Annotated in this window: 25 protein-coding genes; 5 read left to right on the top strand and 20 right to left on the bottom strand. The window is 40.9% G+C overall.

Going from position 1 to position 26,305, the window contains the following annotated elements; translation table 11 throughout:
- The first annotated feature begins 23 nt into the window (after positions 1-23).
- Positions 24-566: an adenine phosphoribosyltransferase gene (locus tag TY87_RS02275; RefSeq protein WP_072839035.1), complete on the top strand. Its 543-nt coding sequence runs from the start codon at positions 24-26 to the stop codon at positions 564-566.
- A gap of 69 nt (positions 567-635) precedes the next feature.
- Here the strand turns inward: TY87_RS02275 and TY87_RS02270 are convergent, their stop codons facing one another.
- From TY87_RS02270 to TY87_RS02255, 4 genes are all read right to left on the bottom strand, one after another.
- On the bottom strand, positions 636-1,199 hold the full coding sequence (locus TY87_RS02270) for a YfaZ family outer membrane protein (protein WP_072839036.1): 564 nt from the start codon (positions 1,197-1,199) through the stop codon (positions 636-638).
- Between the two features lie 10 nt (positions 1,200-1,209).
- Positions 1,210-2,049: a tRNA 2-thiocytidine(32) synthetase TtcA gene (ttcA, locus tag TY87_RS02265; RefSeq protein WP_100185839.1), complete on the bottom strand. Its 840-nt coding sequence runs from the start codon at positions 2,047-2,049 to the stop codon at positions 1,210-1,212.
- Positions 2,050-2,168: 119 nt separating this feature from the next.
- Positions 2,169-2,648 (bottom strand): SprT family zinc-dependent metalloprotease, encoded by a 480-nt coding sequence (locus TY87_RS02260; protein WP_232617044.1) that lies wholly within the window; start codon positions 2,646-2,648, stop codon positions 2,169-2,171.
- A 35-nt stretch (positions 2,649-2,683) separates the two neighbouring features.
- Positions 2,684-4,450 carry a RecQ family ATP-dependent DNA helicase gene (locus TY87_RS02255; protein ID WP_100185837.1) on the bottom strand — a complete coding sequence of 589 codons (1,767 nt, stop codon included), beginning with the start codon at positions 4,448-4,450 and terminating at the stop codon, positions 2,684-2,686.
- A 96-nt stretch (positions 4,451-4,546) separates the two neighbouring features.
- Between TY87_RS02255 and TY87_RS02250 the strand changes: the two genes are divergently transcribed.
- A complete protein-coding gene (locus TY87_RS02250; RefSeq protein ID WP_100185836.1) occupies positions 4,547-5,191 on the top strand; it encodes a YecA/YgfB family protein in 645 nt (214 codons plus the stop codon).
- Positions 5,192-5,219: 28 nt separating this feature from the next.
- Here TY87_RS02250 and TY87_RS02245 read toward each other — a convergent pair whose 3' ends face one another.
- From TY87_RS02245 to TY87_RS02215, 7 genes are read right to left on the bottom strand one after another with little or no spacing between them, the layout of a single operon-like run.
- On the bottom strand, positions 5,220-6,368 hold the full coding sequence (locus tag TY87_RS02245; RefSeq protein WP_232617043.1) for a fused response regulator/phosphatase: 1,149 nt from the start codon (positions 6,366-6,368) through the stop codon (positions 5,220-5,222).
- 11 nt (positions 6,369-6,379) lie between these two features.
- Positions 6,380-6,682 carry an STAS domain-containing protein gene (locus tag TY87_RS02240; RefSeq protein ID WP_072839042.1) on the bottom strand — a complete coding sequence of 101 codons (303 nt, stop codon included), beginning with the start codon at positions 6,680-6,682 and terminating at the stop codon, positions 6,380-6,382.
- A gap of 18 nt (positions 6,683-6,700) precedes the next feature.
- Complete coding sequence (locus tag TY87_RS02235) at positions 6,701-7,015, bottom strand: BolA family protein (protein ID WP_100185909.1); 315 nt, start codon at positions 7,013-7,015, stop codon at positions 6,701-6,703.
- An 11-nt stretch (positions 7,016-7,026) separates the two neighbouring features.
- Entirely contained in the window at positions 7,027-10,443 is a 3,417-nt protein-coding gene (locus tag TY87_RS02230) for an SbcC/MukB-like Walker B domain-containing protein (RefSeq protein ID WP_100185834.1), read from the bottom strand.
- Positions 10,444-10,452: 9 nt separating this feature from the next.
- On the bottom strand, positions 10,453-11,100 hold the full coding sequence (locus tag TY87_RS02225; protein ID WP_100185833.1) for a DUF4194 domain-containing protein: 648 nt from the start codon (positions 11,098-11,100) through the stop codon (positions 10,453-10,455).
- Positions 11,100-12,491 (bottom strand): Wadjet anti-phage system protein JetA family protein, encoded by a 1,392-nt coding sequence (locus TY87_RS02220; protein ID WP_072839045.1) that lies wholly within the window; start codon positions 12,489-12,491, stop codon positions 11,100-11,102. Before TY87_RS02220 ends, TY87_RS02225 begins: the two co-directional genes overlap by 1 nt.
- Positions 12,492-12,530: 39 nt before the next feature.
- Positions 12,531-12,938, bottom strand: coding sequence for a sirohydrochlorin chelatase (locus TY87_RS02215; RefSeq protein ID WP_084122259.1), 408 nt, complete (start codon positions 12,936-12,938; stop codon positions 12,531-12,533).
- Between the two features lie 167 nt (positions 12,939-13,105).
- On the opposite strand from TY87_RS02215, the gene TY87_RS02210 reads away from it, so the two are divergent.
- Positions 13,106-13,987, top strand: coding sequence for a TIGR01777 family oxidoreductase (locus TY87_RS02210; RefSeq protein ID WP_100185832.1), 882 nt, complete (start codon positions 13,106-13,108; stop codon positions 13,985-13,987).
- 22 nt (positions 13,988-14,009) lie between these two features.
- Here TY87_RS02210 and TY87_RS02205 read toward each other — a convergent pair whose 3' ends face one another.
- The 6 genes from TY87_RS02205 to TY87_RS02180 form a co-directional block, all read right to left on the bottom strand.
- Entirely contained in the window at positions 14,010-14,525 is a 516-nt protein-coding gene (locus tag TY87_RS02205) for a DNA topoisomerase family protein (RefSeq protein WP_100185831.1), read from the bottom strand.
- 3 nt (positions 14,526-14,528) lie between these two features.
- Positions 14,529-14,900 (bottom strand): hypothetical protein, encoded by a 372-nt coding sequence (locus TY87_RS02200; RefSeq protein ID WP_100185830.1) that lies wholly within the window; start codon positions 14,898-14,900, stop codon positions 14,529-14,531.
- Positions 14,897-15,634, bottom strand: coding sequence for an HAD family hydrolase (locus TY87_RS02195; RefSeq protein ID WP_100185829.1), 738 nt, complete (start codon positions 15,632-15,634; stop codon positions 14,897-14,899). The genes TY87_RS02200 and TY87_RS02195 overlap by 4 nt, the downstream gene beginning before the upstream one ends.
- A gap of 1 nt (position 15,635) precedes the next feature.
- Positions 15,636-16,628, bottom strand: coding sequence for a ferrochelatase (gene hemH, locus TY87_RS02190; RefSeq protein ID WP_100185828.1), 993 nt, complete (start codon positions 16,626-16,628; stop codon positions 15,636-15,638).
- A gap of 180 nt (positions 16,629-16,808) precedes the next feature.
- Positions 16,809-17,597 carry a sulfite exporter TauE/SafE family protein gene (locus tag TY87_RS02185; protein ID WP_232617049.1) on the bottom strand — a complete coding sequence of 263 codons (789 nt, stop codon included), beginning with the start codon at positions 17,595-17,597 and terminating at the stop codon, positions 16,809-16,811.
- Positions 17,598-17,720: 123 nt separating this feature from the next.
- Entirely contained in the window at positions 17,721-18,656 is a 936-nt protein-coding gene (locus TY87_RS02180) for a chemotaxis protein CheV (RefSeq protein WP_100185826.1), read from the bottom strand.
- 113 nt (positions 18,657-18,769) lie between these two features.
- Here TY87_RS02180 and TY87_RS02175 point away from each other — a divergent pair, with 113 nt between their 5' ends.
- Together TY87_RS02175 and TY87_RS02170 are read left to right on the top strand one after the other, a co-directional pair.
- On the top strand, positions 18,770-19,954 hold the full coding sequence (locus TY87_RS02175; protein ID WP_100185825.1) for an EAL and HDOD domain-containing protein: 1,185 nt from the start codon (positions 18,770-18,772) through the stop codon (positions 19,952-19,954).
- The gene (locus TY87_RS02170) at positions 19,951-20,727 is read left to right on the top strand and encodes a TatD family hydrolase (RefSeq protein ID WP_100185824.1); all 777 of its coding nucleotides are present in this window, start codon (positions 19,951-19,953) and stop codon (positions 20,725-20,727) included. Before TY87_RS02175 ends, TY87_RS02170 begins: the two co-directional genes overlap by 4 nt.
- Before the next feature lie 14 nt (positions 20,728-20,741).
- Here the strand turns inward: TY87_RS02170 and TY87_RS02165 are convergent, their stop codons facing one another.
- The 3 genes from TY87_RS02165 to TY87_RS02155 are packed head-to-tail and all read right to left on the bottom strand — an operon-like array spanning position 20,742 to position 26,290.
- Positions 20,742-23,090: a DNA polymerase II gene (locus TY87_RS02165; protein WP_100185823.1), complete on the bottom strand. Its 2,349-nt coding sequence runs from the start codon at positions 23,088-23,090 to the stop codon at positions 20,742-20,744.
- Positions 23,091-23,150: 60 nt separating this feature from the next.
- Positions 23,151-25,610: an ABC transporter permease gene (locus TY87_RS02160; RefSeq protein ID WP_100185822.1), complete on the bottom strand. Its 2,460-nt coding sequence runs from the start codon at positions 25,608-25,610 to the stop codon at positions 23,151-23,153.
- Positions 25,607-26,290 carry an ABC transporter ATP-binding protein gene (locus TY87_RS02155; RefSeq protein WP_072839057.1) on the bottom strand — a complete coding sequence of 228 codons (684 nt, stop codon included), beginning with the start codon at positions 26,288-26,290 and terminating at the stop codon, positions 25,607-25,609. Before TY87_RS02155 ends, TY87_RS02160 begins: the two co-directional genes overlap by 4 nt.
- Positions 26,291-26,305: the final 15 nt, after the last annotated feature.

Below are 26,305 nucleotides of genomic sequence, written 5' to 3'. Positions count from 1 at the left end.
TGATATGATGAGGCCCAACAGGCATGCTTTACGACGATTTTTACGTTAAATCCCTAATACAAACAATAGAAGACTGGCCAAAACAAGGTATAAGCTTTCGAGACATTACTCCCATTTTTAGTGACCCTAAAGGCATGAGAATGGTTGTTGATGCTTATGTGCATCGCTACATTGCAACAGATATCACTCATATTGCCTGCATTGATGCTCGAGGCTTTTTAATTGCTGCTGTTTTAGCCTATGAACTGCAAAAGCCGCTTATCTTAGTGCGTAAAAAGGGCAAGCTTCCAGGAAAAACCATTTCACAAAAATACGCTTTGGAATACGGTGAAGCGGAATTGGAGATCCAAGAAGGCGCAGTGAAAGCGGGCGATGAAGTATTGTTATTTGATGATTTGATAGCGACTGGTGGTACCCTATTTGCCGCTATCAAACTATTGACCAGCCAAGGTGCGAATATAAAAGAAGTGGCAGCTATTATAGATTTGCCTGATCTAGGCGGAAGTCAAAAACTAAGAGACAGTGAAATACCTGTTTTTAGCCTTTGCGCTTATGATGGTGAATAATGCTCGAATGTTAACAAATAAAAAGGTGGCATAAGCCACCTTTTTATTTTCAAATAATATTTACTGTTATTAAAAGTCTACTGTTGCACCAATAGAAAGACCTTTGTCAATTTCTTTACGAGAATCATCTTCATATACAGTTACTGTTTTGCCATATCGAATAAACGCACGTGCATTGCGCATAGTCATGTATTCAGCACGAAATTCATAAGTGTACATATGATCTAAGTTGGAGATGGATAATACTTGTGGTGAGTAATACACAGAGCCATAGATACTAACTCGATTCGCTTCTGGTAAGGTGTATCGGTACCAACCACCTAAAGCAAGCGCAACAGATAAGTCGTCCTTCTTGTCTAAATCTGCATCAATAGCATATAGTCTAATACCAATACCTGCTTGAAGCGGTCCACTAGTATCTGAGTCTTCAACAGTGACACCTATATGTGCAGTAGAGGTATTTTTGTCATCATTATGAGTCACGCCGCCATTAACGCCGAACGCTCCCATATTCAAGTTAATATCACCTTTTACTGTATCATTCGTTAGACTAACTCCAGCGGATGATGCATTGACGATAGAAGACCCTAAAATACCGACGGTTAACAATAGAGCTTTATGCGTTAGGTTCATTTCTATTATCCTATAATGAAATAATATTTAATCGGTCAAAGGCCGCGGGCGACTGTTTTAACCCTTTAAAGTCGAATAGTTTTGTGTCTGCCAAATGCGATGGAACGACATTTTGAATAGCAGAAAACATGGTTTCCGTTCTACCAGGAAATTCTTTTTCCCACTTTTGTAACATGTCTTTTACGACTTGTCTTTGTAAGTTCTCTTGAGAGCCACAAAGGTTACAAGGGATAATAGGATATTCCTTCATCACAGAGAAGGCTTCAATATCTTCTTCTTTGCAGTAAGCAAGAGGACGGATAACGATATGTTTACCATCATCGCTTAGCAATTTTGGTGGCATAGACTTTAACTTACCACCAAAAAACATATTCAAGAATAATGTTTCAAGAATATCATCTCTGTGATGGCCAAGTGCGATTTTAGTCGCTCCAATTTCCTCAGCAAAACCGTATAAGGAACCACGGCGCAAACGAGAGCATAAGCCACAAGTGGTTTTCCCCTCAGGCACAATTTCTTTTACGATGCTGTAAGTATCGCGTTCTAAAATATGAAAATCCACACCTAGCTCTTCCAGATAAGCAGGTAAGATATGCTCAGGAAAGCCAGGTTGCTTCTGATCTAGATTCACAGCAACAATACTAAAATTTATAGGTGCGCTAGCCTGAAGGTTCCGCAAAATTTCAAGCATAGTGTAAGAGTCTTTGCCTCCAGATAAACACACCATCACTTTGTCACCTTCTTCAATCATATTGAAGTCAGCAATAGCTTGGCCGGTTAATCTGCGAAGGCGTTTTTGGAGCTTGTTTAGCTCTAACTTTTCTTTAGGTCGAGTAGATAAATCCATCATATATACGCTGTAAACAAAACGCGACTATATTACTATAAGCATGAAGCTACCGCATCAAAAATGGATAATATAAGGCAAAAGTGTATAAAAAATCACTTTCTCACTGTTTTTATAGGTTATCAGCTATCTTTGCTTATAAATTGTAATGTTGAGCGACAACCTTTGCAGATGTATTCAACGCCGCGCTGAGCTCTGGTGTGCCGCTGTTTAGTGAATTGATGTTTTTGGCAGGAGCAGTGGTATTCATAGGCGTGTTTTTGTGGGGGAACATCAAAGGTATGTGTTCGATTTGGTCGGATGCCATATACCTTAAGCATAACAGCTTGCCACTCTTTGCCATGAGGTTTCACCGTGTTACCGTAAATTTGAAATACAATGATGTGAGCAACTTCATGTGGAACAACGGTGTTTAAGAATTCAGCCGGGCTTTGTTGATACATGAAATGGTTAAACCGCAGTTCATTTTTTTGCAGATGTGCGGTACCTGCAGCCCTGCCTCTTTGCTTTAAATTACATGACGAGCGTTTAAATTTATTACCAAAAAACGCATCAGCTTTATCAAAGCAATGATCGGCTTTTTCAATAATGATGCTCAACACATCTTCGTCGTAGTTTAAGCTCGTCTGTCGAGAGGTTAAGGGCATAATGTAGCCTTCTCTTTTAAATCTACCTCATGAATGATTTTAATGAGCGACTCAGCAAAATCAGCCACTTTTTCTTTTGATAAACCAGTTAAGCGACTCAATGAAGCAATAGAGTTTGGCTTATGCAAGCAAATTAACCTAAGTTGGGTATCACTTAAGTCCAGTTTGCCGTAGCTGTACTTCCAAGCCAATATTTTATGCCAATTTATGCTGTCTATTGCAAGATGCTCTTCTTGAAGGGCCGGATAATAATGCTCACTAGGAATGATTATTTGTGTTTTTCCTTGAAGTACACTCCGTGATTTCTCGTTGATATGTACGGCAAAAACACTATGTACTCCAAGCGTAATATAATCGTAGGCAATTAAATGCCTTATAACTGATTTCCATTGCACTTCACTTAACTCTTTGCCTTTGCCAAATAATGGTAACGACTCTGCCCCAACGGCCGAAACTACTTTGGTTTTCTTCCCAAGTAAAATTTGGATAAGTAGCGAAAAAGGCTGAAGTCCTTTCGTGTGATAAATGAGTGATAAAAGCTTCTGACTAGCAGTCGTCATATTCTGTTCGGATTTGTTTGAAAGACATCGATCACAATGCTGGCAAGCAGGAATGCTCTCATCAAAATGTGATAGCAAATTTTGTCGTCTACAGCCACGTCCTTCTAAAATACGAAACAAACTGCCTAAATGTTGTATTTCTCTTTCTGCCGCCAAAGGCTGCAGTGCTGCCAGTTGTTGTGCTTGAAGCATATCCTGCAAACCATATAGCAACAAAGACTTCGCCGGTTTTCCGTCACGTCCTGCTCGCCCGACTTCTTGAAAATAAGACTCAGGACTGCTTGGCAAGTCTAAATGAACAACAAATCGTACATGAGCAATATCAATACCCATACCATAAGCAGTGGTTGCCACCATTATGGTGCCCTGCTGCTCAGCAAAGATCTTGTGATTCTTTTGTTTGTCTTCCTCCAACATAGCTGCGTGATAACTTAAACTAGGTAAGCCAAGTTTGCTCAACCACCCTGCTAGCTCTTCAGTTTTTTTCCGAGAGCGGCAATAAATAATGCCTGTTTCGCCTGGAACTTCATGATGCAGAAAGTACAAAATCTGCTGTTTGGCTTTTCTTTTTTGCGCTATCTGGATCTTGATATTGGTACGATCAAAACTATTGCGTAGCAGCAGGCAATTTTGAAGTTGCAACGACTCTTGAATCGTCAGCATGGTTTTTTGATCGACGGTGCCAGTAAGAGCAATAATAGGAACGTTGGGGAATGAAGATTTTAGCTGTCCAAGTTGACTGTATTCTGGCCTAAAAAAATTTCCCCACTGAGAAATACAATGAGCTTCGTCAATGGCAAATAACGAAATTTCAAAGCTGTGTAAAAAGCCTATGACCGAAGGTTGAACAAGCTTTTCTGGTGATAAGTAAAGCAAGTCAATATGCTGATGCCGCAATGCCCAAATGAGATCATCTTGTTCGCCAGGATTCAAAGTAGAGTTAAGAAACTTGGCTCGTATGCCTTTTTTGTTTAATTCTTCTACTTGCTGTGACATAAGCGATAGCAAAGGACTAACAATGACAGCAACACCATTTCGCATAAGTCCAGCAGCTTGGTATGCCAAAGATTTCCCGCCACCAGTTGGTGCAGCTAGTAAAACGTCACGTCCTGCGCATAAAGCATCGATCGCCTGTTCTTGCAAAGGACGATATTCTGAGTAGCCTAGACGTGAAAGTGTGTGCTTCTTTAGATTCATTTGCGAATTATCCCTTAACACGATACTTTCTGCATCGATTTTTCGCCTTCTTTTCGCTAGAATCAGTCACTTAATTTGTATTAGGGAAACATTTGCATGGCACACCAACCTCTTGATGATCTTGAGTTAGAGACGTTAGAAAATTTTTTGGAGTCGGATCAAGTTCATGAGGAATGTCAGAACTTTGTTATGGCTCATGGCTTCTTAACGGCACTGTCTATTTGTCCTGTTCTGACAGCCGAAGATAAGTGGCTGCCTGTTATTTTTGAAGACACTCCGCAATTTGAAAATGAAAAACAAGAGAAGCAAATACTTCAGTACCTCTCACGCCTTTTTATCGACATTCAAAAAGAGTTAGAGTCGGAAGATGGATTTATGGTGCCTTGCGAACTTGAAATGGCCTCGTCACCAGAAGAACTAAGTGAATTGCAGGAATGGGCTACCGGTTTTATGGAAGGTGTGTTCATGACAGAGAGTCATTGGTTTGAACCGGAGAAAGAAGAAGTCGTTGCCGAGTTGTTATTACCAATCATGGTTGCGTCTGATTTGTTTGATGATGAAGAAGTTGTTCAAATTCGCGAAAGCGAAAAGTTAACCAATTCATGTATTGCTCAGATTCCAGAAGTGGTTACAGATTTGTTTTTAGTACTGCGTACGGAACCTGAAAAGCGACCATTTCCAAAGGTTCAACCTAAAGCGAAAGGCAATAACAACAAGAAGAAAGGTAGTAAAAGGTCTTAATTGAAGCGACTTGTTTGTAACTTTGCCATTACAAACAAGGACTCCTAAGAGCAACGAGAGTAATATCATCTAGTTGCTCTGATTCACCTAAATACTCAGCAAGTTGCTGCTCTATGATTTGTTGCGCAGTAATTAGGCTTTTTTCAGAATAAGCGTTCGATATAAGGGTCTTGACCTTATTATCTCCAAGCATTTCTTCGTGACAATTTTTAAGTTCTAAAACTCCATCAGATACAATAATCAACGTGTCTCCCGCGTTTAACTTATTGCTTTGTAAGTCTGCTTCGAACTCAGTGGCAGAAAGAATGCCAAGCGGCATATGATTGGACTGTAAATAGTCCACTGAGCTATTGGAGCGTCTAATAAAAGCATTAGGCATTCCCCCACCCCAATAAGTGATTTCACCTTCTTGTGTCATAAGAATGAGATAGCCTGCACAAAACATATAATCGGGCAATATACTGAACAGTATTCGATTAATCCGAACTGCTAACTCATTTACACAGACCAAATCATCAACAGCATCAAAGAATGTTTGCATGACGGGTAAAGCGCCAATCGAAGCTGGCAAGCCATGTCCCGTAAAATCTCCTACAAAAACAAGACGGGCAGCATCTGCGCGAGTTTTGACTAAGGCTAAGTCCCCATTAAAGCTGGCGGCAGATAACCTAGTAATGGCTACTTGTTCAGAGTTTTTTTCACTTCGAGTTTGAATATGATCAAGTACATGATGAGCCATTTCATGCTCTCGCTCTATCATCGTTTGATAGTAAGTCAGCGCTTTGTTTTTTCGATACATTTCTTTCATTAGCTCGACATGACGCATGTGCGTTTTAAGTCGAATGTTGAAAAGCACCTCATTAAATGGCTTGGGAATGAAGTCATCCGCGCCTGCTTTAAAACACTTATCCATTACTGAATCAGCTGTATGAGAAGCAAGAAAAATCATCGGAACAAAACGGCTGCCTGACAAGGCTTTAAGTTTTTGGACTAAATTATAGCCACTACCACCTTTTACAATCACATCAAGAGTAACTATATCGGGAGCGTAGTTTTCAAATGCAAGAATAGCCTCTTCGTAACTGGCTACACTTTTGACTTTCACGCCTTCTTTCTCTGCGCATAAAGAAATAATTTCGCGATAAACTGGTTCACTGTCTACGCATAATAATTTCATCATTCTAGCCTTTACTGAATATCAAAGCGTTTATCAAAACGAGAGATCATGAGGATGTTTTTAATAAAGGCATTAGCACCGGTTAATTGAATGTTACAGTCTGCCTCAATGGCATTGCGCATACTTAACAGCATACCAAGAGCAGCGCTATCTAAATACTCGACCATGCTCATATCAACCACGTAGGTTTTATAAGGTTTATTAAGATCAGAGTAGCCTGCCCTAAACTCATTAAATAAAGAGAAATCAAAACTTCCAACAATAGTGATTGTAGCTATATCTTTGACATCATTAACAGTGATTGAAATACTCATTAGCTGACCGAGTTAGGGTTATTCGCCCTGCTCGCCTCCGTGGCATTTTGGCGATGAAGGAGCAAGCGCGTTGCGCTCACTCCACTCTTTAATTGAGTATAGATGCATAGCAAGAGCGTGAATCTTTGTCATCTCGTCTTGCAGTACTCCATAAACAAGCTGATGACGCTGAACTAGTCTCTTACCTTCGAAAGCATCACTCACTAGAACCAACTTAAAATGTGACTCGCTTCCTGCTGGTACATTATGCATATAACTCTCGTTTTCGAGCGTCATATGATGTATATCCAATTTTTCATTGATACGTTGGTCTATCTGATTTTGTATGATCATGTCATTCTCTATCATGCCGGAGTTGCTAAGTTGTCCGATTGCCCATTTAGTAAAACTTGGCCCTTTTCTTTCGGGTAAGCTACGTCAATAGATACCGCTCCGCCTTCACGCCATACGCTAATAATCGTATCCATATTGGCAGCCATTACAGCGCGTTTATCGTCTGGCGCTGCTGCGATAACCTGTAAGCCGATGTCTTTCATGAACCCCATACACGTAGATGTCTTCACCATATCTATTTTATTGAAAGCTTCATCGAACATAGCCAATGAGAAACCACCAACGATCTCGCCTTCCATGGTTTCATGTAAGCGATAGGTAGTAGATAAGGCAGCAGCAATCGCCAAATAGAACGGGATTTGGTGCTCACCACCTGAACCCGTTTGAATGCGTTGGCTCAGCGTAGTTTTCTTATTTCCTTCCGCGTCTAAAATATCTACTTCGAAGTTATAGAATTTACGGTAGTCAGCAAGATCTTGTTGTTTTTCATCATCAGATATAAGTTCCTGAATAGACGCAATAGCACGAATATGATCAGGATCATTACTTAAATGTGGATCGAATAATCCGCCTACATTGGCTTGATCTTGCGCACTAAAGCGCTCAACAAGATCTAGAATGTCTTTCATATCGCCATTTGGATAATAGCGGAATTGATAGATTTCCTGGTTAAATGGGCGACGCTTCAAGCTGTGGTTAAGCTCACGAATAATGTGCGCAACTTGATCAAGGGAGTCTTTCAATTTAGACACATAGTCTGAACGGAATGTTTCTTCTGCTTCTTTACGAGCCAATTCTGCACGCTTGGCGTATTTCGCCAACTCTGTTTCACTCAAAATATCGATTTGATAAGAAACATAGTGCTCGAACTCTTCAAACTTAGATTCCAAGTAATCCAATTGTACATCGTTGTCTAAATTCGCATGATGATATTTGCCATAATGATCCGCAACTTCTTTACGAACCTTTTGATCAAAGCTGCGAGCTTTTTCGCTGGCTTTGTCTGCTCGACTAATAGCCTCTTTATAAATAGCCGCGCCATTTACCATACTGCCTTCTAATAAAGCGTAACGTTCGCTTGCAAATTCGGCATCGTATTTTGGATTAGATGTCAGGCGATTGCGCTCTTCATCAAGAGCCGACAATGCAGAGCTTAGCTGACTCTTTTGCGTATTCAATGCGCCAAACTGCTCAGCAATTTGTTGACGCTCACGATCTAATTTTTTCTGATCCAGTTCGACATTTGCAATGCGCAATTTAAGCTCTTCGATGCGTTCTTGTAGTTCTGTATCGTCATGCTTTTGCAATTGTGAGATTTCAGCATCAACCGATTCTAATTCTTGAGTTAAACGCGTAACGGTATGGCTGGCATTACCAATACTTTCTGCATCAAATTGATTGTTGGCCATAACGCGACCTAACAAGGAATCAGCCTGCTCAAGACGTTGATCCACCTTAAGGAAATTCATCAGCTCGCCACTTAGGCTTGCAAGTTGTTTTTCGCGAGACTCACGCATGCCTTCGGTATTGATACCGACCATCATGTGCGGCACAAAGCGAATAGTCGAAATGGTTCCAGCAAGTTTTAACATGCCATCTGCTGTCATGGCACTGTCTTCGCGCAGCAATTCTCGTTCTGTATCTACAGGCTTGATGCCACCCAAACGACGATTTAGATAAGCTTGAGCATGATCATTATTACAGCGAATGAAACGCAATGCAGAATTGTTGTCGCCACGGTTTAACCAAAGTCGTGTTTGCGTCGTATCGATAACTCGACATCCCATTAATTGACGTCGATGAGCACGGAATATACGAATGGACTCTTCTGCGTCTTCAGGTTCAACAATTAATGCTTCACGCTGAGCCCCAAGATAACCTTCAATAGCATCTTGCCATTTTCTGTCGGTCACTTCGGATAAATGACTCAATGGTGTAGCAGTAATATTAGCGTCTTTTAATAAAGCAATTAGACGTTTTGTATTTTGGGAGAGTGGGCTAACGCCGCCTTTCAAAGAAGAGACATCCGATTCTAGTTGTTTGCACTCATCTTTTAAATTCAGGATCGTACGGTTTAGCTCTGAACGCTGGCCAAAAACCTGAGATTTCTCTCTGTCTAAAATCTCATTAAGAGCAATAAGCTTCTGAGTTAATGGTTTCAGGTTGCCTTCTACGCGTCCTTCTTCCGTGATCAAGCCATTGAATGCAGCAAATTCTTTCACTAAGGCGTTGGTTTCTTTTGAGAGCAAATCTTCAAAAGAGTTAAGCGCCGATAATAATAAGGTTAATTGACGAACTTGCAGTATGGCTTTTTGATCTTGTTGACCTTGCAGAGTGAGCAATTTCTTATTTTGCTCTAATTGCTGAAGCTTCAAACCAACATCAGAGTGCTCATACTGTTGCTCGAAACGAAGTAGCTGCCCTTGCAGTTGCTTTAATAGGCTACCTTGAGTTGCTAGCTCTTCTTCAATCTCTTCTTCGCGCTCTTTTTGCAGCTCGTATTGGTCTTGAATATCATCTTGTTTGCTACCCAGCTCATCGAAACGTGCTTCGGTTGCTATCCATTGATAATTGATTGCGCTTTGTTCTTGCTGATGCTTTTTCTCACAGTCTTGCTGAATAAGTTTTAAATCATCAATACGCTTAGAGACTTCAAGAGTTTTAGCTTCTAAGTGACGATACTCATGCAGAGACTTTTGGTAAGCACCAACTTGCAGTGGCGCTTCTGCCAAGACGAAATCTTGCACAAAGCGTGTTGGAGAGGCAATCGGTACAAATTTTAAAGCGTTTTTGAAGTTTTTAAGGAAACTGTCCAGTGTGATCAAGTGATCTGGGCTTGGGCTTAGCTCTTCAAGATAGCGGTTGATATATTGAGTTGCTGATGCGCTGCCTGATTTAATGTAAGGGTCTAGGCAGACTTTTTTCATCGTTTCGCGTACTTCAATCCAAGGTTTAGCCTTGAAGCTCTTGCCTTCCATCGCGTCAATAAAATCTGATTTTCTGGCGCCAAAGTTTGAAAGTACAAAACGCCCAAGCACATCTTCTTCAGGAGACGCTAAGGATGCACTTAATGCTAAACCTACAGTTGATTCTTTACCTGTAATGCTGTCTTCGAAAACCAATGCGAGATAACTTGTTGCATCCTGTCTTGGTTGTGTTCCAAAGGCTTTTGAGTTGGCTTGACCTGAGTCTATCATCCCCAATATGTAAGAACGAATGCTACGGCCACTGGCTTTACCATCGTTTGCACTGGCGTTGTAGTTAAGGTGACGTTTGCTGGCACCTGTCAATACGGTTTGAATAGCATCAAGTAAAGACGATTTACCAGAACCTGTAGGTCCGATAATCGCAGTATTACCTCGAATATTAATTTCTTCTGCACCAAGTAGGTACCAATTTACTAATACGATTCGATTTAACTTTTTCATATTTTGGCCCTAGTCTTGATTGGTTTCTTGCGTTGTTTCTGTTTCAGCATCTGAATCAGCAATTTCATCTTCATCTGGATCGGTGCCATTGAAAGATTCTAACTGTCTTAGATACGCCTCGGTTACGATCAATCTTACTACCGGAGTAATGTTGATCATTTGATTCTTGCTGTCTTCCTCATAAGATTTGCCGCGAATGACAATCCCATGACGGCTGAACAAAGCTAAGATGTCTTTGAAGCGTGTTTCATTTGGAATTTCACGTTTAACCAGCTGAACAAATCTGTCTAAAATGGTGTGAGTATTGGTTGCGACAAAGCCATTATCAACTTCAAAATTTTCTATTTTTTCTTCATAAATTTGGCGAAGAACCAATAAAAATAGCGTTTCATCAGTTTTCAAACGGACAAATGCTTCTTTCTGGATGGGTAAAACACCGGCAAGACGTTCATTCTCGTTGATGTAAAGCTTCATACCTAACGCGTCGAATAAGTTATCGAAGTAGTCCTGATAAGACTCTAAAAGCAAATAATGTTTCCGCTGACCATGTTTGTAGGCGCTAGCAAATTGATTTGCAATTACAAAGTTTGCTGTCTGTTGGAATTCTTGAGCGTCTTTGCCGGACTCTTCAACGACTTTTTTTAATTCTCTAAGCATTACGCTTTGCTCCTACGTACGACAGTAAATTCGCGACATTCAACGAAGTTATGCACATCCAAATACTGATTAGTAAACTGTACTTCAAATAAATCTTCTATTTTTTTAGCGCTCACGCCGAGAGAGCCGACATAACGTAAATGGTCAAAGCACACAAAGTCCTCTACCGATTCGATGGTGAAATCCAAAATATGCTTACTATCTCCAGAAGCGATCTGCTTATCTAAATAACTCTGCATTTTTGGAATAGTAACTTGTCGAGCTTCATGGAAGCGGCGCTGCTGATCGCGCATTCTGATTGCGTCAGCAGACACTTCTGAAGGCGTCATGACACGAGGTGGTGGTGGCTCACGACGTTTTGTTGGTTGTGCCGCTGAAGCCATGCCAATAAAACGTGAACCAATAACTTCTTTTAAAATTGGCAACTTGTCATATTTAGCCACATCAGTAATGATGCCAGCCACTTTGTTCGCCATACCCGGTCTAGAACTGTCCATGTAGCGAGCCGTGTCGGCCGCACGTTTTTCTAAACGATAGCGATATTCATCAATACGCTCTAAGCGTTGTTCGATGTTGCTAAAGGTTTGAATGATGTCACGGCAATCTTTTTCTACCATGGCTTGTGCTTCAGCCATAGTAATCAGCTGCTGATCAACATAGCACTGAGCAACCTGCCCCATGGTTTCTGGATTACTCAAAAATTCTTGCGTTAATTCAAGAATCTGGCGTCTAAAGCGAAATGGGTTGTTACTTGTTTTGATAGTTTTATAGTCGGCAATCAATATACCTTCGACAAATAAATCAAAGAAGCCTGCTACAATAGCTTTAGGATCTCGGCTTGCAAACAACTCCCGCTGTAGACTGCGTATGCCAAGCAATATCTGGTTTAAATGTGCCGAGAAATCTCTAGAAGCTTCCGCTGATTGGCGTAATGTTACGCCACGTTCTACGGGATGTTTGGCAACAGACTCTAAGTTACTAAGAATACTTAATACGGTTGCACCGTAGTTGCGTTTACCGTGTCGGCTGATTTCGACTAGAGAACGAAGTAACATGGAAATTTGTGGAGTCATCAATACGCTGACCCGATACAGCTCCTGCTCCTCTACTAGCCAACCAGTATTCACTAAGCGATGGTAGATTCTTAAGGCATAATCGTGAATGGTTTTCGGCGAATCAAAGGGTTCTTTTTGGTCATCATGCCAAGCAAGCGTATCTAACTTATGCAGTGTGTCTTCTATCGATTCTATGATGGTAGATTTGTCTTTTATTGGATCTTCTGCGTGATCATAAAAAACATCAGCAAGATCATTCAATACCGCTTCAATCAATGCTCTATTAGAGCCGCTTAATGCCTGAAATATTTCATCAGGTAAGTGTCTAAATAGCATTCATCGGGCTCCATGAATTAACGAAAACTAATGGCATGTTTAAACCTTACCTAAATGATTAGCAACAACAGTTTGCATGGCCTGTTTTACTAGCGCATCATCTCCAATTGGAGGTAGCAACTCTATGTGTAAATCGTCTTTTTGCAATGTAGCTATTTGCGCAGGTACATCATGTCTTAAATGACGTCCGACTGCTAAAAACAGTGGCAACACAGCAACGTTACGAGTCTCTGCGCCTAGCATGCCTACAACGTCTTCTAAAGATGGAGACGTAAGTTCCATATAAGCCAAACTTACATTGCCTTCACCATATGTTTGTGCCACTTGATGATAGAGCGATTCGAAGGGCAGTTTCCAAAGGGGATCAGGGCTTCCATGTGCAAGAAGAATGATGTGATCGTATTCTTTGCGTAGCATTTTGATACCTAATGTTTCTCGATTCCCCATTTTAGCCATCCTATGTCAGAAAAAGAAGGTGCAGAGCAAAAAACCTTAAAATCTTCTGATCAAATCGGGCAAAAAGTAGATTATGAGTTAGATTTAGGAAGTTATTGATCCTATTTCATTTTTTATACGTAATACAATCATTATCGCAACACATGGAGCACGATGAAATGAATATTCTATTATCTGGAGCGACAGGGTTTATTGGTCAATCTTTGCTCGCCGCACTATTAAAAGACAATCATAAAATCTATGCCTTTGTGAGAAAAGTGGATAACCGGCTAGATGCTAGAGTTAGACAATTAACATTGGCATCGTTAGCGGAATTAGAAGAAAAAATAGATGTTTTTATCAATCTTGCCGGTGAAAACATTGCCAGTAAGCCATGGACTAAAAAGCGCAAAGAAGTTCTATTTGAAAGTCGAATAAATCTGACAAATAAAGTCAAGGAAGCTTTAAAATATCCACCTAAAACGGTCATTTCAATGTCAGCAGTTGGTTATTATGGTGTAGCAAGAAATGAAGTTTTTTATGAAAACACACCACCAAAATCGGGATTCTCCCATGATCTCTGCGCAGCTTGGGAAAATTCAGCAAAAGCTTTCTCGAATGATGATACAAGGGTGGTGATATTTCGATTAGGAGTTGTGCTAGGGATTGGTGGAGCGCTAGAGAAAATGCGCCTACCATTTTTGTGTGGATTAGGAGGTCCTATCGCTGGCGGCAAACAATGGTTTTCGTGGGTGCACATAGCTGATGTGATTAAAGCCATTACAAATGCTATGTTCGATGTGTCCTACACAGGGATTTATAACTTAGTAGCTCCACAACTGATTGAGCAAAAACATTTTGCGAAATCATACGCGGCGTCATTAAAGCGCCCTGCTATTTTACCGACACCTAGGTGGCCGCTTGATCTTGTTTTTGGAGAAATGGCCTCGTTATTAACCGAAGGTGCGAAGGTTGTTCCTCAAAAGTTAGAAAAACAAGGCTTTGAATTTCAATTTGATAATATCGATAATGCGTTAGCTGATATTGCTAAGCAACATTGAGTGGATAATGTACTTAAAACTGTCAGCGTTTCTTTTTCAATATCGGTAAGCCTTTATCATCATTTAGAGTATTGGTGCACACAGGATAAGTAATACAGCCCCAAAAGTACCCATTTTTACTTTTTTTTCTGACAAGATAGTGTCCGCAAGCGCGGCAAGGGTATTTTTTGGTACTTGAAGGAACGCCATTATCATCTTCTACGGTAACTTTGCATTCTGGATAATTTGAGCAGCCCCAAAAGGCATTATCCTTAAAAGTCTTTCTTCTTAGTGGAGACTCGCAAGCTGGACAAAGGTAGCGCTTTGCTCTGACTGGCTTACCGTTTTCATTATTCGCTGTGTAGTTACAGACAGGATAAGATTCACAGCCCCAGAATGCGCCATTGGCGCCTTCTTTTAAAACCAATAAACTCTCGCATTTTGGACAACGATAGCGAATTTTAGCAGATTTAATATGAGCATCATCGCTCTGATCTAGGAACTCTTGTTCCCAGTTGCTAGAGGATGTTGCTGGAGAGTTGTTGTCTTTTTCCTGCACAGGTTACTCTTTATTTTTACTGCAAGACGTACTGTATTTTTCACAATCTTCTTGGCCTGCTAGGCTGCGGATTTTTGAGGCACCTTTTCTTGCACCCTCAGCTGTTGCTGTTCCTGCCTCTTTCATTTTATCCCAGACTACTGTGCCGGTTTCTTTAGCATTTTTAGATGCTTTACTGCTAAGCTCTGATGCCTTCTCACCAAATTCAGATGCTTTTTCTGCGGTGGTATCGGCTATTTCAGACGTTGTTGTTTTGGTTTTCTCCCATAACTTTTGAGCCCCTTCTTTTGCCTTATCAAGTGTACTTTCTTCTGCTTGAGCTAATGTAGAAACAAGAATGAGTGAGCAAACAATTGCCTTTATATATTTCATCATACTGCCTTTTTGTCCATAGTAGTCGAAAGATTTAACCAATCAGTAACTTGAGCTACATCACTGAGAGTTCCCAGTTGCGGGTAATGCAATAGTGTCTCGTCTGCAACTTTCTCATGGTCCCAAGTGGTGTGATAAGGAACATGAAGCGCTTGGGCACCGAGATCTAAAACGGGCAAGATGTCGGATTTTAATGAGTTACCAACCATTAGGAAATGTTCTGCAGAAATCTTATGGCGTTGAAGTATTTGTTGGTAAGCTGCGGAAGTTTTATCACTTACTATTTCAATGGCATCGAAATAATCGGCAATACCTGATCTTGCCAGTTTGCTTTCTTGATCAAGTAGGTCGCCTTTAGTAATAACCAATAAACGAAACCGTCCTTTTAGTTGAGAAAGAACGCTCTCTACATTCGGTAACAGCTCCACTGGTGAAGCCAGCATACATTTAGCAAGCTGTATAATTTCATGTATTTCGTTGCCAGTGATGCGACCTTCAGTTAGCTCAATAGCGGTTTCGATCATAGATAAAGTGAAGCCTTTTATACCATAACCAAAATGTTCTAAATTATTAATCTGCACTTCACCTAGATGGGAACGAACGTAGCTTTCATCATGATATGGCAATAGTAAATTAATAAACTCATCCTGAGCATGAATAAAAATATCCTCATTTCTCCAGAGTGTATCGTCTGCATCAAAAGCAATTGCTTGAATCTGTGAACTGTTTAACGTCATTTTACGTCCACTGCTTAGTATTTTGCTCAATCAAATTAACATATAAAGCTACTTGATCTGGTGTATCGTTTAACGCAGGAATGTAGTCAAACGCTAAACCACCATTGTTCTTAAACTCATCACCCAGCTCTAGAGTGACTTCTTCTAGAGTCTCAATGCAGTCAATTGAAAAAGCGGGACTGATAATGTTAATTTTTTTCACCCCCATCGAAGGTAAAGCTTTCAGTGTGGCATCAGCGTAAGGCTTCAACCATTCTTCGCGACCGAATCTAGACTGATAAACATGTGTCCACTCGTGATCCCCCAATTCCAACTCCTCCGCAACCAGTCGACTGGTTGTTTCGCATCGACGCGCATAAGGGTCGCCATTTGTAACGTAACGTTTTGGAATGCCGTGGTAAGACAAAACAAGATGACGTCTTTCCCCCTGCTTGTCCCATTGCGCACGAACCGAATTAGATAGCGCCTTGATGTACATGGGATGATCAGCATAATCGTGAAGCAGTTGTAGTGATGGCCAATGAGGGCAACTCTTTAGCGAATTCATTAATCTATCATAAGCCGCTGCAGTGGTCGTAGCCGAAAATTGAGGGTACATAGGAACAACAATTATATTTTTGACACCCTGCTCTCTTAATTTATTTGCTGCCGACTCAACACTTGGATTGCCATAAGTCATTGCCAGTTCAACAGGAACTGTTTGACCTGTTTTTTCCGATAAAGCTTCTTTTACCTTTTCTTTTAATCTTTCGCTTAACACTAGAAGAGGTGAACCTTCATCCATCCAAACTTGTTGATAAATCTTAGCTACTTTTGGTGGGCGTATGGTGAGAATAATAAGATTAAGAATCGGCTTCCAAATTAATGGGCTTAAATCTACAACACGAGAATCAGAAAGAAACTCTCTAAGGAAACGGCGGACTTCAGGTGTCTGTGGAGCATCTGGTGTCCCCAAGTTCATCATCAATACGCCATAGTCGCTCGTGTTTTTCATGCTATACCTTTTGAGTTGGAATTCTTACTCTATTATAAGCCAATAAATTGGGGCCAATAATGAAAAAACCAAGCTAATTAAAGCTTGATATTGTTTAGTTTCGTATCTGAATAGACGTTTTGTGTCAGTTTTATTTTTGAACTAGGTACCACAAATTAACATCCCACACGGAAAAATACGTCATGAGATCCATAGGCGAAGGACAGAAAAAGCAATAAATACAACGAAGCTGATCGATAAGACGCTTTTATCCAGCTCATTACCTCGATTATGGCACAGCCAATAAAAAAACAAATGACTACACGACAAAATAATCATTGAAGGTAAATGTACTGCACCAGCAAAACCAGATAATCCAATATGGTCAAACGTTTGAGCGGGGTAAATGAAGCCGACCATTGCTGCAATAGAGGCAAAAACAACAAAACCATTCGATGTGCCTTGCTGCAGTTTTGCCTCGACTTTCTTAAAACTACATAGCAAACAGCCTAGTGCATGGCCACAATTGCCAGCCATAAGAGACAATACACCAATAATTAGGCCAATGGGTAAATTCCATGTTTTCCCTACTTGCGCTACATATATTTTTTCTGGCCTAGCTAGAAAGAAAACGTTTGTAACAGCGATGAGGGCTATTAACGAGAAAGCAATTTTGAAGACAAACAAGCCACTAAGAGACAGTATTTGTGCGCCTATTACACCGCCCATAGCAATACCTGGAGCGAAGTTGATCAGCTGCTGTGAATCAACCTCTCCCTTTTTCATAGAAATTATCCAAGCATAAAGATGAGCTGGGATAAACGCTGTGATGCAAGTAGCAATTGCTGGAAGCATGAGAAGTTCAAAAGACAAATTAAACACAGGCAAAAAAAAGTATAAGGCGGGAATGGCAATAAGTGCAGGCGCTATTTTAATAACGGAAGCTATTGAACCTGTTGCTGCACCAATAAAGAACAATAAAAAAAACATTTCAATACTTGGCATAAGATAAAACACCCCTCCTAGCCATGGAGAAAGACAACAAAAAAGCAGACATAGGTCTGCTTTTTTGTATGCTTTATTAAATCATTATTAATCAGTAGTCTTTCTATATCAGTCTTGATTAACAACGCTACGAATTCTTTCTTGAATCAAAGATGCTAGCTTGTCTGGTTGAAATTTCGACAAGAAATCATCACAGCCAACTTTTTGCACCATGGCTTTGTTAAAACTACCGCTAAGAGACGTATGTAAAACGATATATAGATCTTTAAGCCTTGGATCTTCACGCACTTCACGAGTTAAGCGATAACCATCCATCTCCGGCATTTCTGCATCTGTGATCATCATTAATAATTTTTCTGGAACAATTTCACCCTCATCAGCCCATTTCTTTAGCTTTTCAAGACCACGTTTACCATCTGTAGCCTCATGAACAGTTATACCCATAAAATCTAATGTTGAGCGACATTGCGCTAAACCAACAGATGAATCGTCCACAACTAGTACTTCTAAGCCTTTGGCTAATGTCAACAGATCTTTATCTATAATGTTATCACTGACAGTGGTGTCATAAGGTGAGATTTCAGCCAAAACCTTCTCAACATCGATAATTTCAACAATGCGGTCGTTAACTCGAGTTATCGCTGTTAAGTAATGTTGACGCCCAGTACCATCTGGTGGTGGTAAGATTTCATTCCAATTCATATTGATGATTCGATCAACTTCACCAACCATAAATCCTTGAACAGTATTATTGTATTCAGTCACAATTAAGTTACATGGCTGAGTACGGTCAATCGGTCTCATGCCAATAGATTCGGAGAGATCGATAACAGGAACCGTTCTGCCTCGAAAATGTGTGACGCCAGCCACGGATGGATGTCTATGTGGCATCAAGTTCAACTTAGGCAGCATGACCACCTCTTGAACTTTAAAAACGTTTATTGCAAACATTTGCATTCCACCAAGGCGGAACATTAAAAGTTCCAAGCGGTTTTCACCCACTAACTTGGTTCTTTGGTCTACAGCGTCTAACATGCTTGCCATATATTACTCCAAACATTTTTAAATTAAGGCATTAATCCATTATAACCATGATATTCTATAAGACTAAATCTTACAGTATTTTTTTGTGTTAACTCTTGTTGCAAGGATTCTTAATGAAGGATGCCGATATACTTTTTTGCCGTAAAGCTGTTGTAAATCGACTATCAGAAACAACCGCTTATTACATACTACATCCAAGCAATGTAACTCAAGGGCAAGATGCTTCTTTTTTAAGCTCCTTGTTTGTAGATGCCAATCTTACCGAAATAACACAGCAAAAAACTATATTTTTTCAGACTAGCTTAACCGAACTCTCGGCCCTACCATTACAAACAAACATTCATATGGTTATTTTCTTGAGTGCCAATGAATTAACTGAAAAACACGTTGAAACGTTATCTGAGTTTCGTCTTCAAGGCTACCAGCTGGGCATTATAAACCCTAAGCCTGAGGCGCTTACTGTTGCCTTACTGAGTATCTTCTCTTATGTAATGCTTACCTTGGATCATCTATCTGTCGATGATGTTATTACTAGAGTTAAACATCCAGCCTTATCGTCAAAAAATCTTTGGGTAAATAAAATTGAAAAGTCGGAACAATTTGCGCAGCTTTTAGAAAATGTTCCTGAAGGCCAATTTAGTGGAAATTTCATCAATAAGATGACATCAGTTAAAGGCAAACGCATCTTAGCGTATAAAGCTATTTTGATTGATTTATTAGTGGCGCTGAACAACCGTGAATCATCTCCAAGAGTATTAGCTGAATGCATTGAACGAGACCCAACGTTAACCTATCGAATCATAAAACTCACACATTCTGTGATTTATCGCAGTCAATTTAATGTCTCTAATGCTCAGCGAGCAATCGAGATTATTGGTGTCAGAGATCTGATTAAATGGGTTGGGCTTGTTATGCTAGGCAGTGTGTCGGGAAAGCCTGATTGTTTATTTTCTATGGCAGTTTCTCGTGCTTGTTTTTGCCAAAACCTTTCTACTGCGTTGTTCCCAAAGTTAGACGGTGCTTTTTTAGTAGGGCTTTTTTCTTACCTACCAAGCTTCCTAGACGAAGAGCTGCCAACACTTCTAAAAGATTTACCACTTGACGAAAACATAAAATCCGCATTACTGGAGTACAAAGGTAATTTGGGTGGTATTTTAAAAATAGTCGTCGCGTATGAAGCTGGTCGATGGGAGAAAATCCCCTTTGGCATGCTTGCAAGCAAAGATATGTCAAAGCAATCACTCAAAGATCTGTATATAAAAAGCTTAAAAGAAGCTCGTGAGATGGGGGGGGTATGATAGATATCGGAGTAAATATCAATCACAGCCATTTTCTAGATGATTTAGATCAAACCCTGATCGACATGCAAGAAGCTGGTGTTAAAGGCATGATATGCATTGCTTCTGATTTAGAGGAAAGTAAGCAGATCCAGGTGTTAAGCCAGAAACATCCTACGATATGGAATACGTTAGGCTGCCACCCCCATCAGGCAAAAACGTGGAATACAGAAAGTAAAACTCTGTTTTCTGCCCTTATTAAAGACGCTAGACCTGTCGCTATTGGTGAGACAGGCCTTGATTTTAACCGAAACTATTCAACACCAAATGAACAACTTTACGCATTTAATGAGCAAATAGAGTTGGCAATTGAACACGGCCTTCCCTTGTATCTACATGAAAGAGATGCACACAAAGATATGGTAGAGATACTTAAAAAGTACCCAAGTTTAGCTAGAAAATCTGTGATTCATTGCTTTACAGGGAGTCGAGTCGAGTTGGATAAGTATTTAGAGCTAGGATTGTTTATTGGTATCACAGGTTGGGTATGTGATGAGCGCCGAGGAGCAGACTTACAAGCTGCTGTGCCTCATATTCCTTTGAATAAACTACTTATTGAAACCGACGCGCCTTATTTATTGCCTCGCAACATTCGTCCACGCCCAAAGAAAAATCACCCTAAATATTTACCTTGGGTTGCGCAAGAGGTTGCTAGATTAAAAGGAATTTCTTTGGAAGAGCTGGCAAAAATAGCAACAGACAACACAGAAACAGCGTTCGGAATCCGTATCTAATCGCTTAATAAAAACTAAAGCAAAGAGATTTGTTGCGAGAGCAAACTTGCCATATTGGTTTTGAAAAATGGCAATATGCTATCGGCAATAGGTTCTATCTGTTTTTCGATGTAATGCTCGTAATCCAAATCAATCAAATTCTCAGGACTTTCATAAGGCACCACGCCAGAGCGCTGATAAAGGTAATAAACACGCTTCCTACCTTTGTTGTATTCTAGGGGGAGTCCCTGCTCTGCTCTTTTTTGATCAATCATGGCGGCCGCTCTGACATGCGGTGGCTTATTTTTAGTGTAAGAAGACAACGGTCGACTCAACTGCTTGCTGTAAACCAACTGATCATCATAGTCACCCGCTCTAAGTTTTGCGATAGTCTCTTGAATGTAACAAATTGGGTTTTCATCACTAAATACTTTTTCAAACAAGGTTCGCTGAAACTGCCTTGCCAAAGGCGTCCAATCGGTTCGAGCGGCCTCCAAGCCTTTAAAGACAAGTTCTCCGTTTGATTTTCCTGCATAGCGCTTTTTGCTGCCTTCTTCTTGCCCGCGTATTGTAGGCATGAAAAATCGTTCGTAAACTCGCTCAAATTCAAGCTCTAAATGGGAGTCAAGCTGAGCGTATTCCTTACACCAGTTTGATAAACAAGTATTAATGTCATCGCGTAACCGTTCACCTAGATTTTGAGGGTCTTCCTGTTCGTTATTAAGAGTGACAAAAAGAGAATCCGTATCGCCATATATCACTCGAGCGCCGCGCTCTTCCATCCAAGCTTGGGTTCTGCCTAACAATTCATGACCACGCATGGTGATAGAACTAGCCAATTCGGCATGATAAAAGCGACAAACGTTTGATCCCAGTACACCATAAAATGAATTCATAATGATTTTAATAGCGTAACTTAAAATGCCATTACCAACTCTTTTGGCTTCTTCCCTCGCTTGAGCAAGCTCACCGACCAGTGAGGGTAAAATAGCTTGTTGGCGATCAAAATACGCTCCTAAAAAACCCGGAACCAGCTGAGACGCTGATGTTTTATCCTGAACTAAGCTAGCTGAGTGTTGGGCGGTTATACGGGCCAAAGGATCAACGTGAAAGGTGCGAATAATACTGGGATACAGACTTTTAAAATCGAAAACCAATACATTTTTATACAGCCCAGGTATGGATGACATAACAAAACCGCCGGGACTGGCGACAAAGTCATCGTCACTCCAAGCCGGCGCAACCCAACCAGCGGAATGCAATCGAGGTAAATACAAATTTTCAAAGGCTGCGACAGAACCGCCGGTTTGCTCGAGCGGAATCCCAGTTAAGTCGACACGAGTTTGCTGCAGCTCGATGAGCTTTAATTTTTCAAAAATGCGCATGACAAGATCGCAGTCTTGCAGATTGTAGGCGACAAACGCATCTAAATCTTCCTTATGAAGCCTTTCTATATCTTGCCAACGTTCGCTGCCATGCAACAGCTTGCCATCATCAAGAATTTCGTTACTTACATTGTTAAGGCTGTACGATTCAAAGTGATAACCGCCCACTTTTAACAAGGTAATGCCGTCTAAAGCAACGCGTCCGGGAATACTGGCAAAGTATTTGCCCTGGTTATCGGATGAGCGAATGTTCCAATTTTCGCCGTTTACACCAAATGCCGGACGAATACCCAAAATCTGACAGCGCTGATCAATAAATTGCAAATCAAAGCCGATTAAATTCCAACCGATGAAAATGTCTGGAGAATACTTTTTCACATAACGAATAAACGCCAGCAATAAGCTTTTCTCATCACTGAAGCGACGAATAATAGGAGAACTGATCTCTTGGTTGGTTACTACGAAAGCGACTCGTTGATCTCGTGACGTAATGCCTATGGAAAGCAAGGTGTTTGTTGAAACAGAGGTTTCGATATCCAGTGACCAAACGTTCCAATCTGGTTGCCAATCACCAGCAATGACCCTGGCTTGGCGAAAAGTTTGATTACTTGAGTCGGGAACACCAATAAAACGCACTGCGCCTCTAATATTGCGTTCCATCAAATAACGATTGTGAGCCTTAATATCTTCTTCAAAAACAGAGAAACCATTACGCTTTACCAAGTTAATCATCTGCTGGTGGAGCATGAGGCTAGTGCTTTGAACCAAGACAACTGGCTCGTTATTAAATGACTTTAACGCATGTTCGGAACACTGTACGCCAGTTACATCGGCTGGAAGGCTATCAAGCGGGGCATCAGTGAAAAAAACGCTAAGCTGCCGGTCCGGAAGGACTTTTACCGTTCCTTCCGGCGTTTTTATAAAAAGGCTCATTTCAATATATCCGCTAACATCTCGTGTATGGCGGCTCACAATATAGCCAGTTTTTTCTACAAACATCTAAACAGCCTAGTATTTTTAAAAGTACGTAATTCAAAAGCGATTATGAAACGTTTTTAATTATAACCCACGCAGTAAAAGCATGGGCGGCACTTTTAGCACAGTCCTACTAGCAAATATACCAATGGTTGAAATGACAACCACACCTATGGCGGGTCCTAATAACCACAACAATGGATGAAAGCTCGCCTCCGCATTAAATACAAAAAACTGCAATCCTAGTAAGCAGGTTTCTGCGCCTATGGCGGCAATGAGCCCTGCAAAGAATCCAAGAGCACCAAATTCCACTAACAACGCCTGTCTCACTAATGCACCTCGTGCTCCCAGTACTCTTAACAAGGCCCCTTCTTCTAAACGCTCTTCTAGTGTTGAGCGTACGCTGGCTAATAACACCAAAGCACCGGCACTAAGAATACAAAACAACACCAACTGAATCGCTTGAGACAGTTGCCCTATTATTGTTTGTATTTGCTTTAAAATATCGCCCACATTCAAAATAGACACTGTAGGAAATTTTGCCATCAATCGATAAAAAGACTGCGCCTCTGTATCGCTCACAAACAAGCTACTCACAAAATTGGCTGGATAACCTTCTAACGCACTCTTCGGCAAAATTAGATAGAAGTTAGGCTGCATGGATCCCCAATCAACTGTCCGAACAGAAGTAATAGGTAAGGTGACAATATTGCCACCAATATTGATAGTCAGTTTATCCCCTATTTCTAGGTTGGCTTCTTTAGCAGCCTTTTGTTCGACTGAAAGCCCTTCAGCAGAAAAATCGCCTTCGACAAGTTCGTTGCCCTTTCCAAGCGTGTCTGACCAAGTTAAGTTTAGCTCTCGTTCATAAAGTTCAGGCTCGCCCTTTTCTTCAGGATAAAGGGATTGTACGGTTTCATCATTCACTGCGGTAACACGACCACGCACCATAGGATACCAATCGGATTTTTTGAGACCCAATTGGGTCGTTTGGGCATTAATCGGATCAATTTGGTCCGCTTGTACATTGAACAAATAATGATTTGGAGCATCCTCTGGAAGCTGTTGCTGCCAGTCAGCAATCAAACTTGATTTCACGCCAATCAAGATCAGAGTCAGCATAATGATTAACGTGAAGACCAAAAGTTGAAAGAGGTTTGGAATCAATCTTCTGTATAGGGAAGCCAGACCTATTTGCCAACCGCTGGTCGCGCCAGAGGTTAACGATCGTCCTAATTTAAAAGCAACCCAACCAATGGCAGCAACAAACAGTGCAATTCCCAAAATGGCAACCGTCATAATACTTGGCAGCAAGAAACCATTCGTATACAAGCACATCAAACCGAACATCCCAATGAAGCCGATTAAGTAAATGGCAAAGCCATTAAGTTCAATTTTGGCATTAGGTTGTAGTACGGATAATGGTGAAATTTTTATGAGGCGCGACATCAATGGTAAGCAAAAAACCACCATAGAGATCAGACCTGTCGCCGCACCTAACCACAATCGAGTAATAGATGGTTCTGGCAAAGTGGTCGACATCAAGCCAGATAACAAAGAGGCGATAATTTCTTGCAACCCCCAACCGATTGCCAAGCCTATAGCTGCACCGACAAGAAATAAAGTAAAAAGCTGTAGGAAGAATAATCGTCCTAATAATTTTGGCGTTGCGCCTAGTGTTTTTAAAATAGCGACTTGCATCAAGTGACGTTTTACAAATCGAGCCGAAGCTAGCGCCATAGCGACGCCAGACATAACTACAGCTAAAGTACCCGCTAATAACAAAAAGGACTCTGCCCGTCCGATAGTATCACCAATACGTTCACCACGTTGAGTGGGAGTTTGCCAGCGTTGGCCTTCATTCAATTGTGGCGTTATCCAAGTTTCATATTCTTCAAGCGAAGCTTTATTTCCAGCAAGTAAGAGAGAATAACGTACTCGGCTACCGGGGATAATTACATTGGTTGCCGCAAGATCCGCCATGTTCATCACGGCACGTGGAGAAATAGCAAACGCAGAAGTGCTGGAACCGGGGTCTCGCACTAGATATTTTGTGACTTTAAGCGAGGCGTCTCCCACTTCAACTTGATCACCAAGGGTAATTTTAAGCAAGCTAGCTAAACGTGAAGACACCCAAACTTCTCCCTGCTTAGGCGTTTCGGTCGAACTTTTACCTGTGCCAAATAAAACGTCGTCGACAAGATAAGCGCCTTTTAATGGATAACCATCGCTAACTGCACTTAATTGAGAAAGCTGAAGTGAATCACCAGCGAACATCATAGTAGTGAAAGACGTTCTTTGCGCGGTTTGCAAAGACAGTTCTTTGGCCTCTGTTTCCCATTCTGCTGGAATAATGTCATCTGAGCGGATTAGACGGTCGGCCGCTAGAAGGTTTGCAGACTCTTGTTCGAAGGATAATTGTAAGCGATCAATGAACAAACCTATCGATGTGACTGTGCTTACTGAGATAACCAAAGCCAATAGAAGTGTGAGCAAATCACCACTACGAATATCTCTGAACATTAAACGAAAGGTAAAACTCATAAAGATTTTTCCGTTAGCTGACCTGCAGACATGACCAATTGACGGTCGCACATTTTAGCAAGTTCATTATCATGAGTTACCATCACCAATGTCGTCCCTTGAGATTGATTAAGATCGAATAGCAATTTAATAATAAGCTTTCCATTTTCTTCATCAAGGTTGCCTGTAGGCTCGTCTGCGAACAAAATTTTAGGGTTAGAAGCAAATGCACGAGCAATTGCGACGCGCTGCTGTTCACCACCTGACAGCTGATTCGGGTAATGGGTTAACCTGTGCGACAAGCCGACTTTCTCAAGTAATACTTCTGCCTTCTTGCGTGCGTCTTTATCGCCTTTTAGTTCAGCGGGTAACATGACATTTTCAATGGCTTGCAGGCTAGGCAAAAGATGAAACGATTGAAAGACAAAACCAACGTATTGGCCTCGAGCGAGTGCTCTTTGCTCTTCTGTTTGGCTAGAGAACTCTTGTTCATAAAGAAAAATATCACCGGATGTATTCACATCTAATCCGGCTAGCAAACCTAGTAAAGTTGACTTGCCTGAACCTGATGAACCGACAATAGCCACGGACTCGCTTTCCTTGATTTCCATATTGATTCCTTTCAATATGGTTAAATTCCCTGTATTCGATGTCACTGTATGAGTTAAATTAGACACTTTAATCGCGGTGTTTCTAGCCATGGTGATTCACTCTAA

Source organism: Marinomonas sp. BSi20584 (genome assembly GCF_002792415.1).
Taxonomy (GTDB): Bacteria; Pseudomonadota; Gammaproteobacteria; order Pseudomonadales; family Marinomonadaceae; genus Marinomonas; species Marinomonas polaris.
This window is presented reverse-complemented; position numbering and strand designations above follow the sequence as displayed.

What these genes read in the sequence shown, in the direction of transcription:
- TY87_RS02275 (WP_072839035.1), top strand. Translation starts at nt 24, where the DNA reads ATGCTTTACGACGATTTTTACGTTAAATCCCTAATACAAACAATAGAA.
- TY87_RS02270 (WP_072839036.1), bottom strand. Translation starts at nt 1,199, where the DNA reads ATGAACCTAACGCATAAAGCTCTATTGTTAACCGTCGGTATTTTAGGG.
- ttcA (WP_100185839.1), bottom strand. Translation starts at nt 2,049, where the DNA reads ATGATGGATTTATCTACTCGACCTAAAGAAAAGTTAGAGCTAAACAAG.
- TY87_RS02255 (WP_100185837.1), bottom strand. Translation starts at nt 4,450, where the DNA reads ATGAATCTAAAGAAGCACACACTTTCACGTCTAGGCTACTCAGAATAT.
- TY87_RS02250 (WP_100185836.1), top strand. Translation starts at nt 4,547, where the DNA reads ATGGCACACCAACCTCTTGATGATCTTGAGTTAGAGACGTTAGAAAAT.
- TY87_RS02245 (WP_232617043.1), bottom strand. Translation starts at nt 6,368, where the DNA reads ATGAAATTATTATGCGTAGACAGTGAACCAGTTTATCGCGAAATTATT.
- TY87_RS02240 (WP_072839042.1), bottom strand. Translation starts at nt 6,682, where the DNA reads ATGAGTATTTCAATCACTGTTAATGATGTCAAAGATATAGCTACAATC.
- TY87_RS02235 (WP_100185909.1), bottom strand. Translation starts at nt 7,015, where the DNA reads ATGATCATACAAAATCAGATAGACCAACGTATCAATGAAAAATTGGAT.
- TY87_RS02230 (WP_100185834.1), bottom strand. Translation starts at nt 10,443, where the DNA reads ATGAAAAAGTTAAATCGAATCGTATTAGTAAATTGGTACCTACTTGGT.
- TY87_RS02225 (WP_100185833.1), bottom strand. Translation starts at nt 11,100, where the DNA reads ATGCTTAGAGAATTAAAAAAAGTCGTTGAAGAGTCCGGCAAAGACGCT.
- TY87_RS02220 (WP_072839045.1), bottom strand. Translation starts at nt 12,491, where the DNA reads ATGCTATTTAGACACTTACCTGATGAAATATTTCAGGCATTAAGCGGC.
- TY87_RS02215 (WP_084122259.1), bottom strand. Translation starts at nt 12,938, where the DNA reads ATGGGGAATCGAGAAACATTAGGTATCAAAATGCTACGCAAAGAATAC.
- TY87_RS02210 (WP_100185832.1), top strand. Translation starts at nt 13,106, where the DNA reads ATGAATATTCTATTATCTGGAGCGACAGGGTTTATTGGTCAATCTTTG.
- TY87_RS02200 (WP_100185830.1), bottom strand. Translation starts at nt 14,900, where the DNA reads ATGATGAAATATATAAAGGCAATTGTTTGCTCACTCATTCTTGTTTCT.
- TY87_RS02195 (WP_100185829.1), bottom strand. Translation starts at nt 15,634, where the DNA reads ATGACGTTAAACAGTTCACAGATTCAAGCAATTGCTTTTGATGCAGAC.
- hemH (WP_100185828.1), bottom strand. Translation starts at nt 16,628, where the DNA reads ATGAAAAACACGAGCGACTATGGCGTATTGATGATGAACTTGGGGACA.
- TY87_RS02185 (WP_232617049.1), bottom strand. Translation starts at nt 17,597, where the DNA reads ATGTTTTTTTTATTGTTCTTTATTGGTGCAGCAACAGGTTCAATAGCT.
- TY87_RS02180 (WP_100185826.1), bottom strand. Translation starts at nt 18,656, where the DNA reads ATGGCAAGCATGTTAGACGCTGTAGACCAAAGAACCAAGTTAGTGGGT.
- TY87_RS02175 (WP_100185825.1), top strand. Translation starts at nt 18,770, where the DNA reads ATGAAGGATGCCGATATACTTTTTTGCCGTAAAGCTGTTGTAAATCGA.
- TY87_RS02170 (WP_100185824.1), top strand. Translation starts at nt 19,951, where the DNA reads ATGATAGATATCGGAGTAAATATCAATCACAGCCATTTTCTAGATGAT.
- TY87_RS02165 (WP_100185823.1), bottom strand. Translation starts at nt 23,090, where the DNA reads ATGTTTGTAGAAAAAACTGGCTATATTGTGAGCCGCCATACACGAGAT.
- TY87_RS02160 (WP_100185822.1), bottom strand. Translation starts at nt 25,610, where the DNA reads ATGAGTTTTACCTTTCGTTTAATGTTCAGAGATATTCGTAGTGGTGAT.
- TY87_RS02155 (WP_072839057.1), bottom strand. Translation starts at nt 26,290, where the DNA reads ATGGCTAGAAACACCGCGATTAAAGTGTCTAATTTAACTCATACAGTG.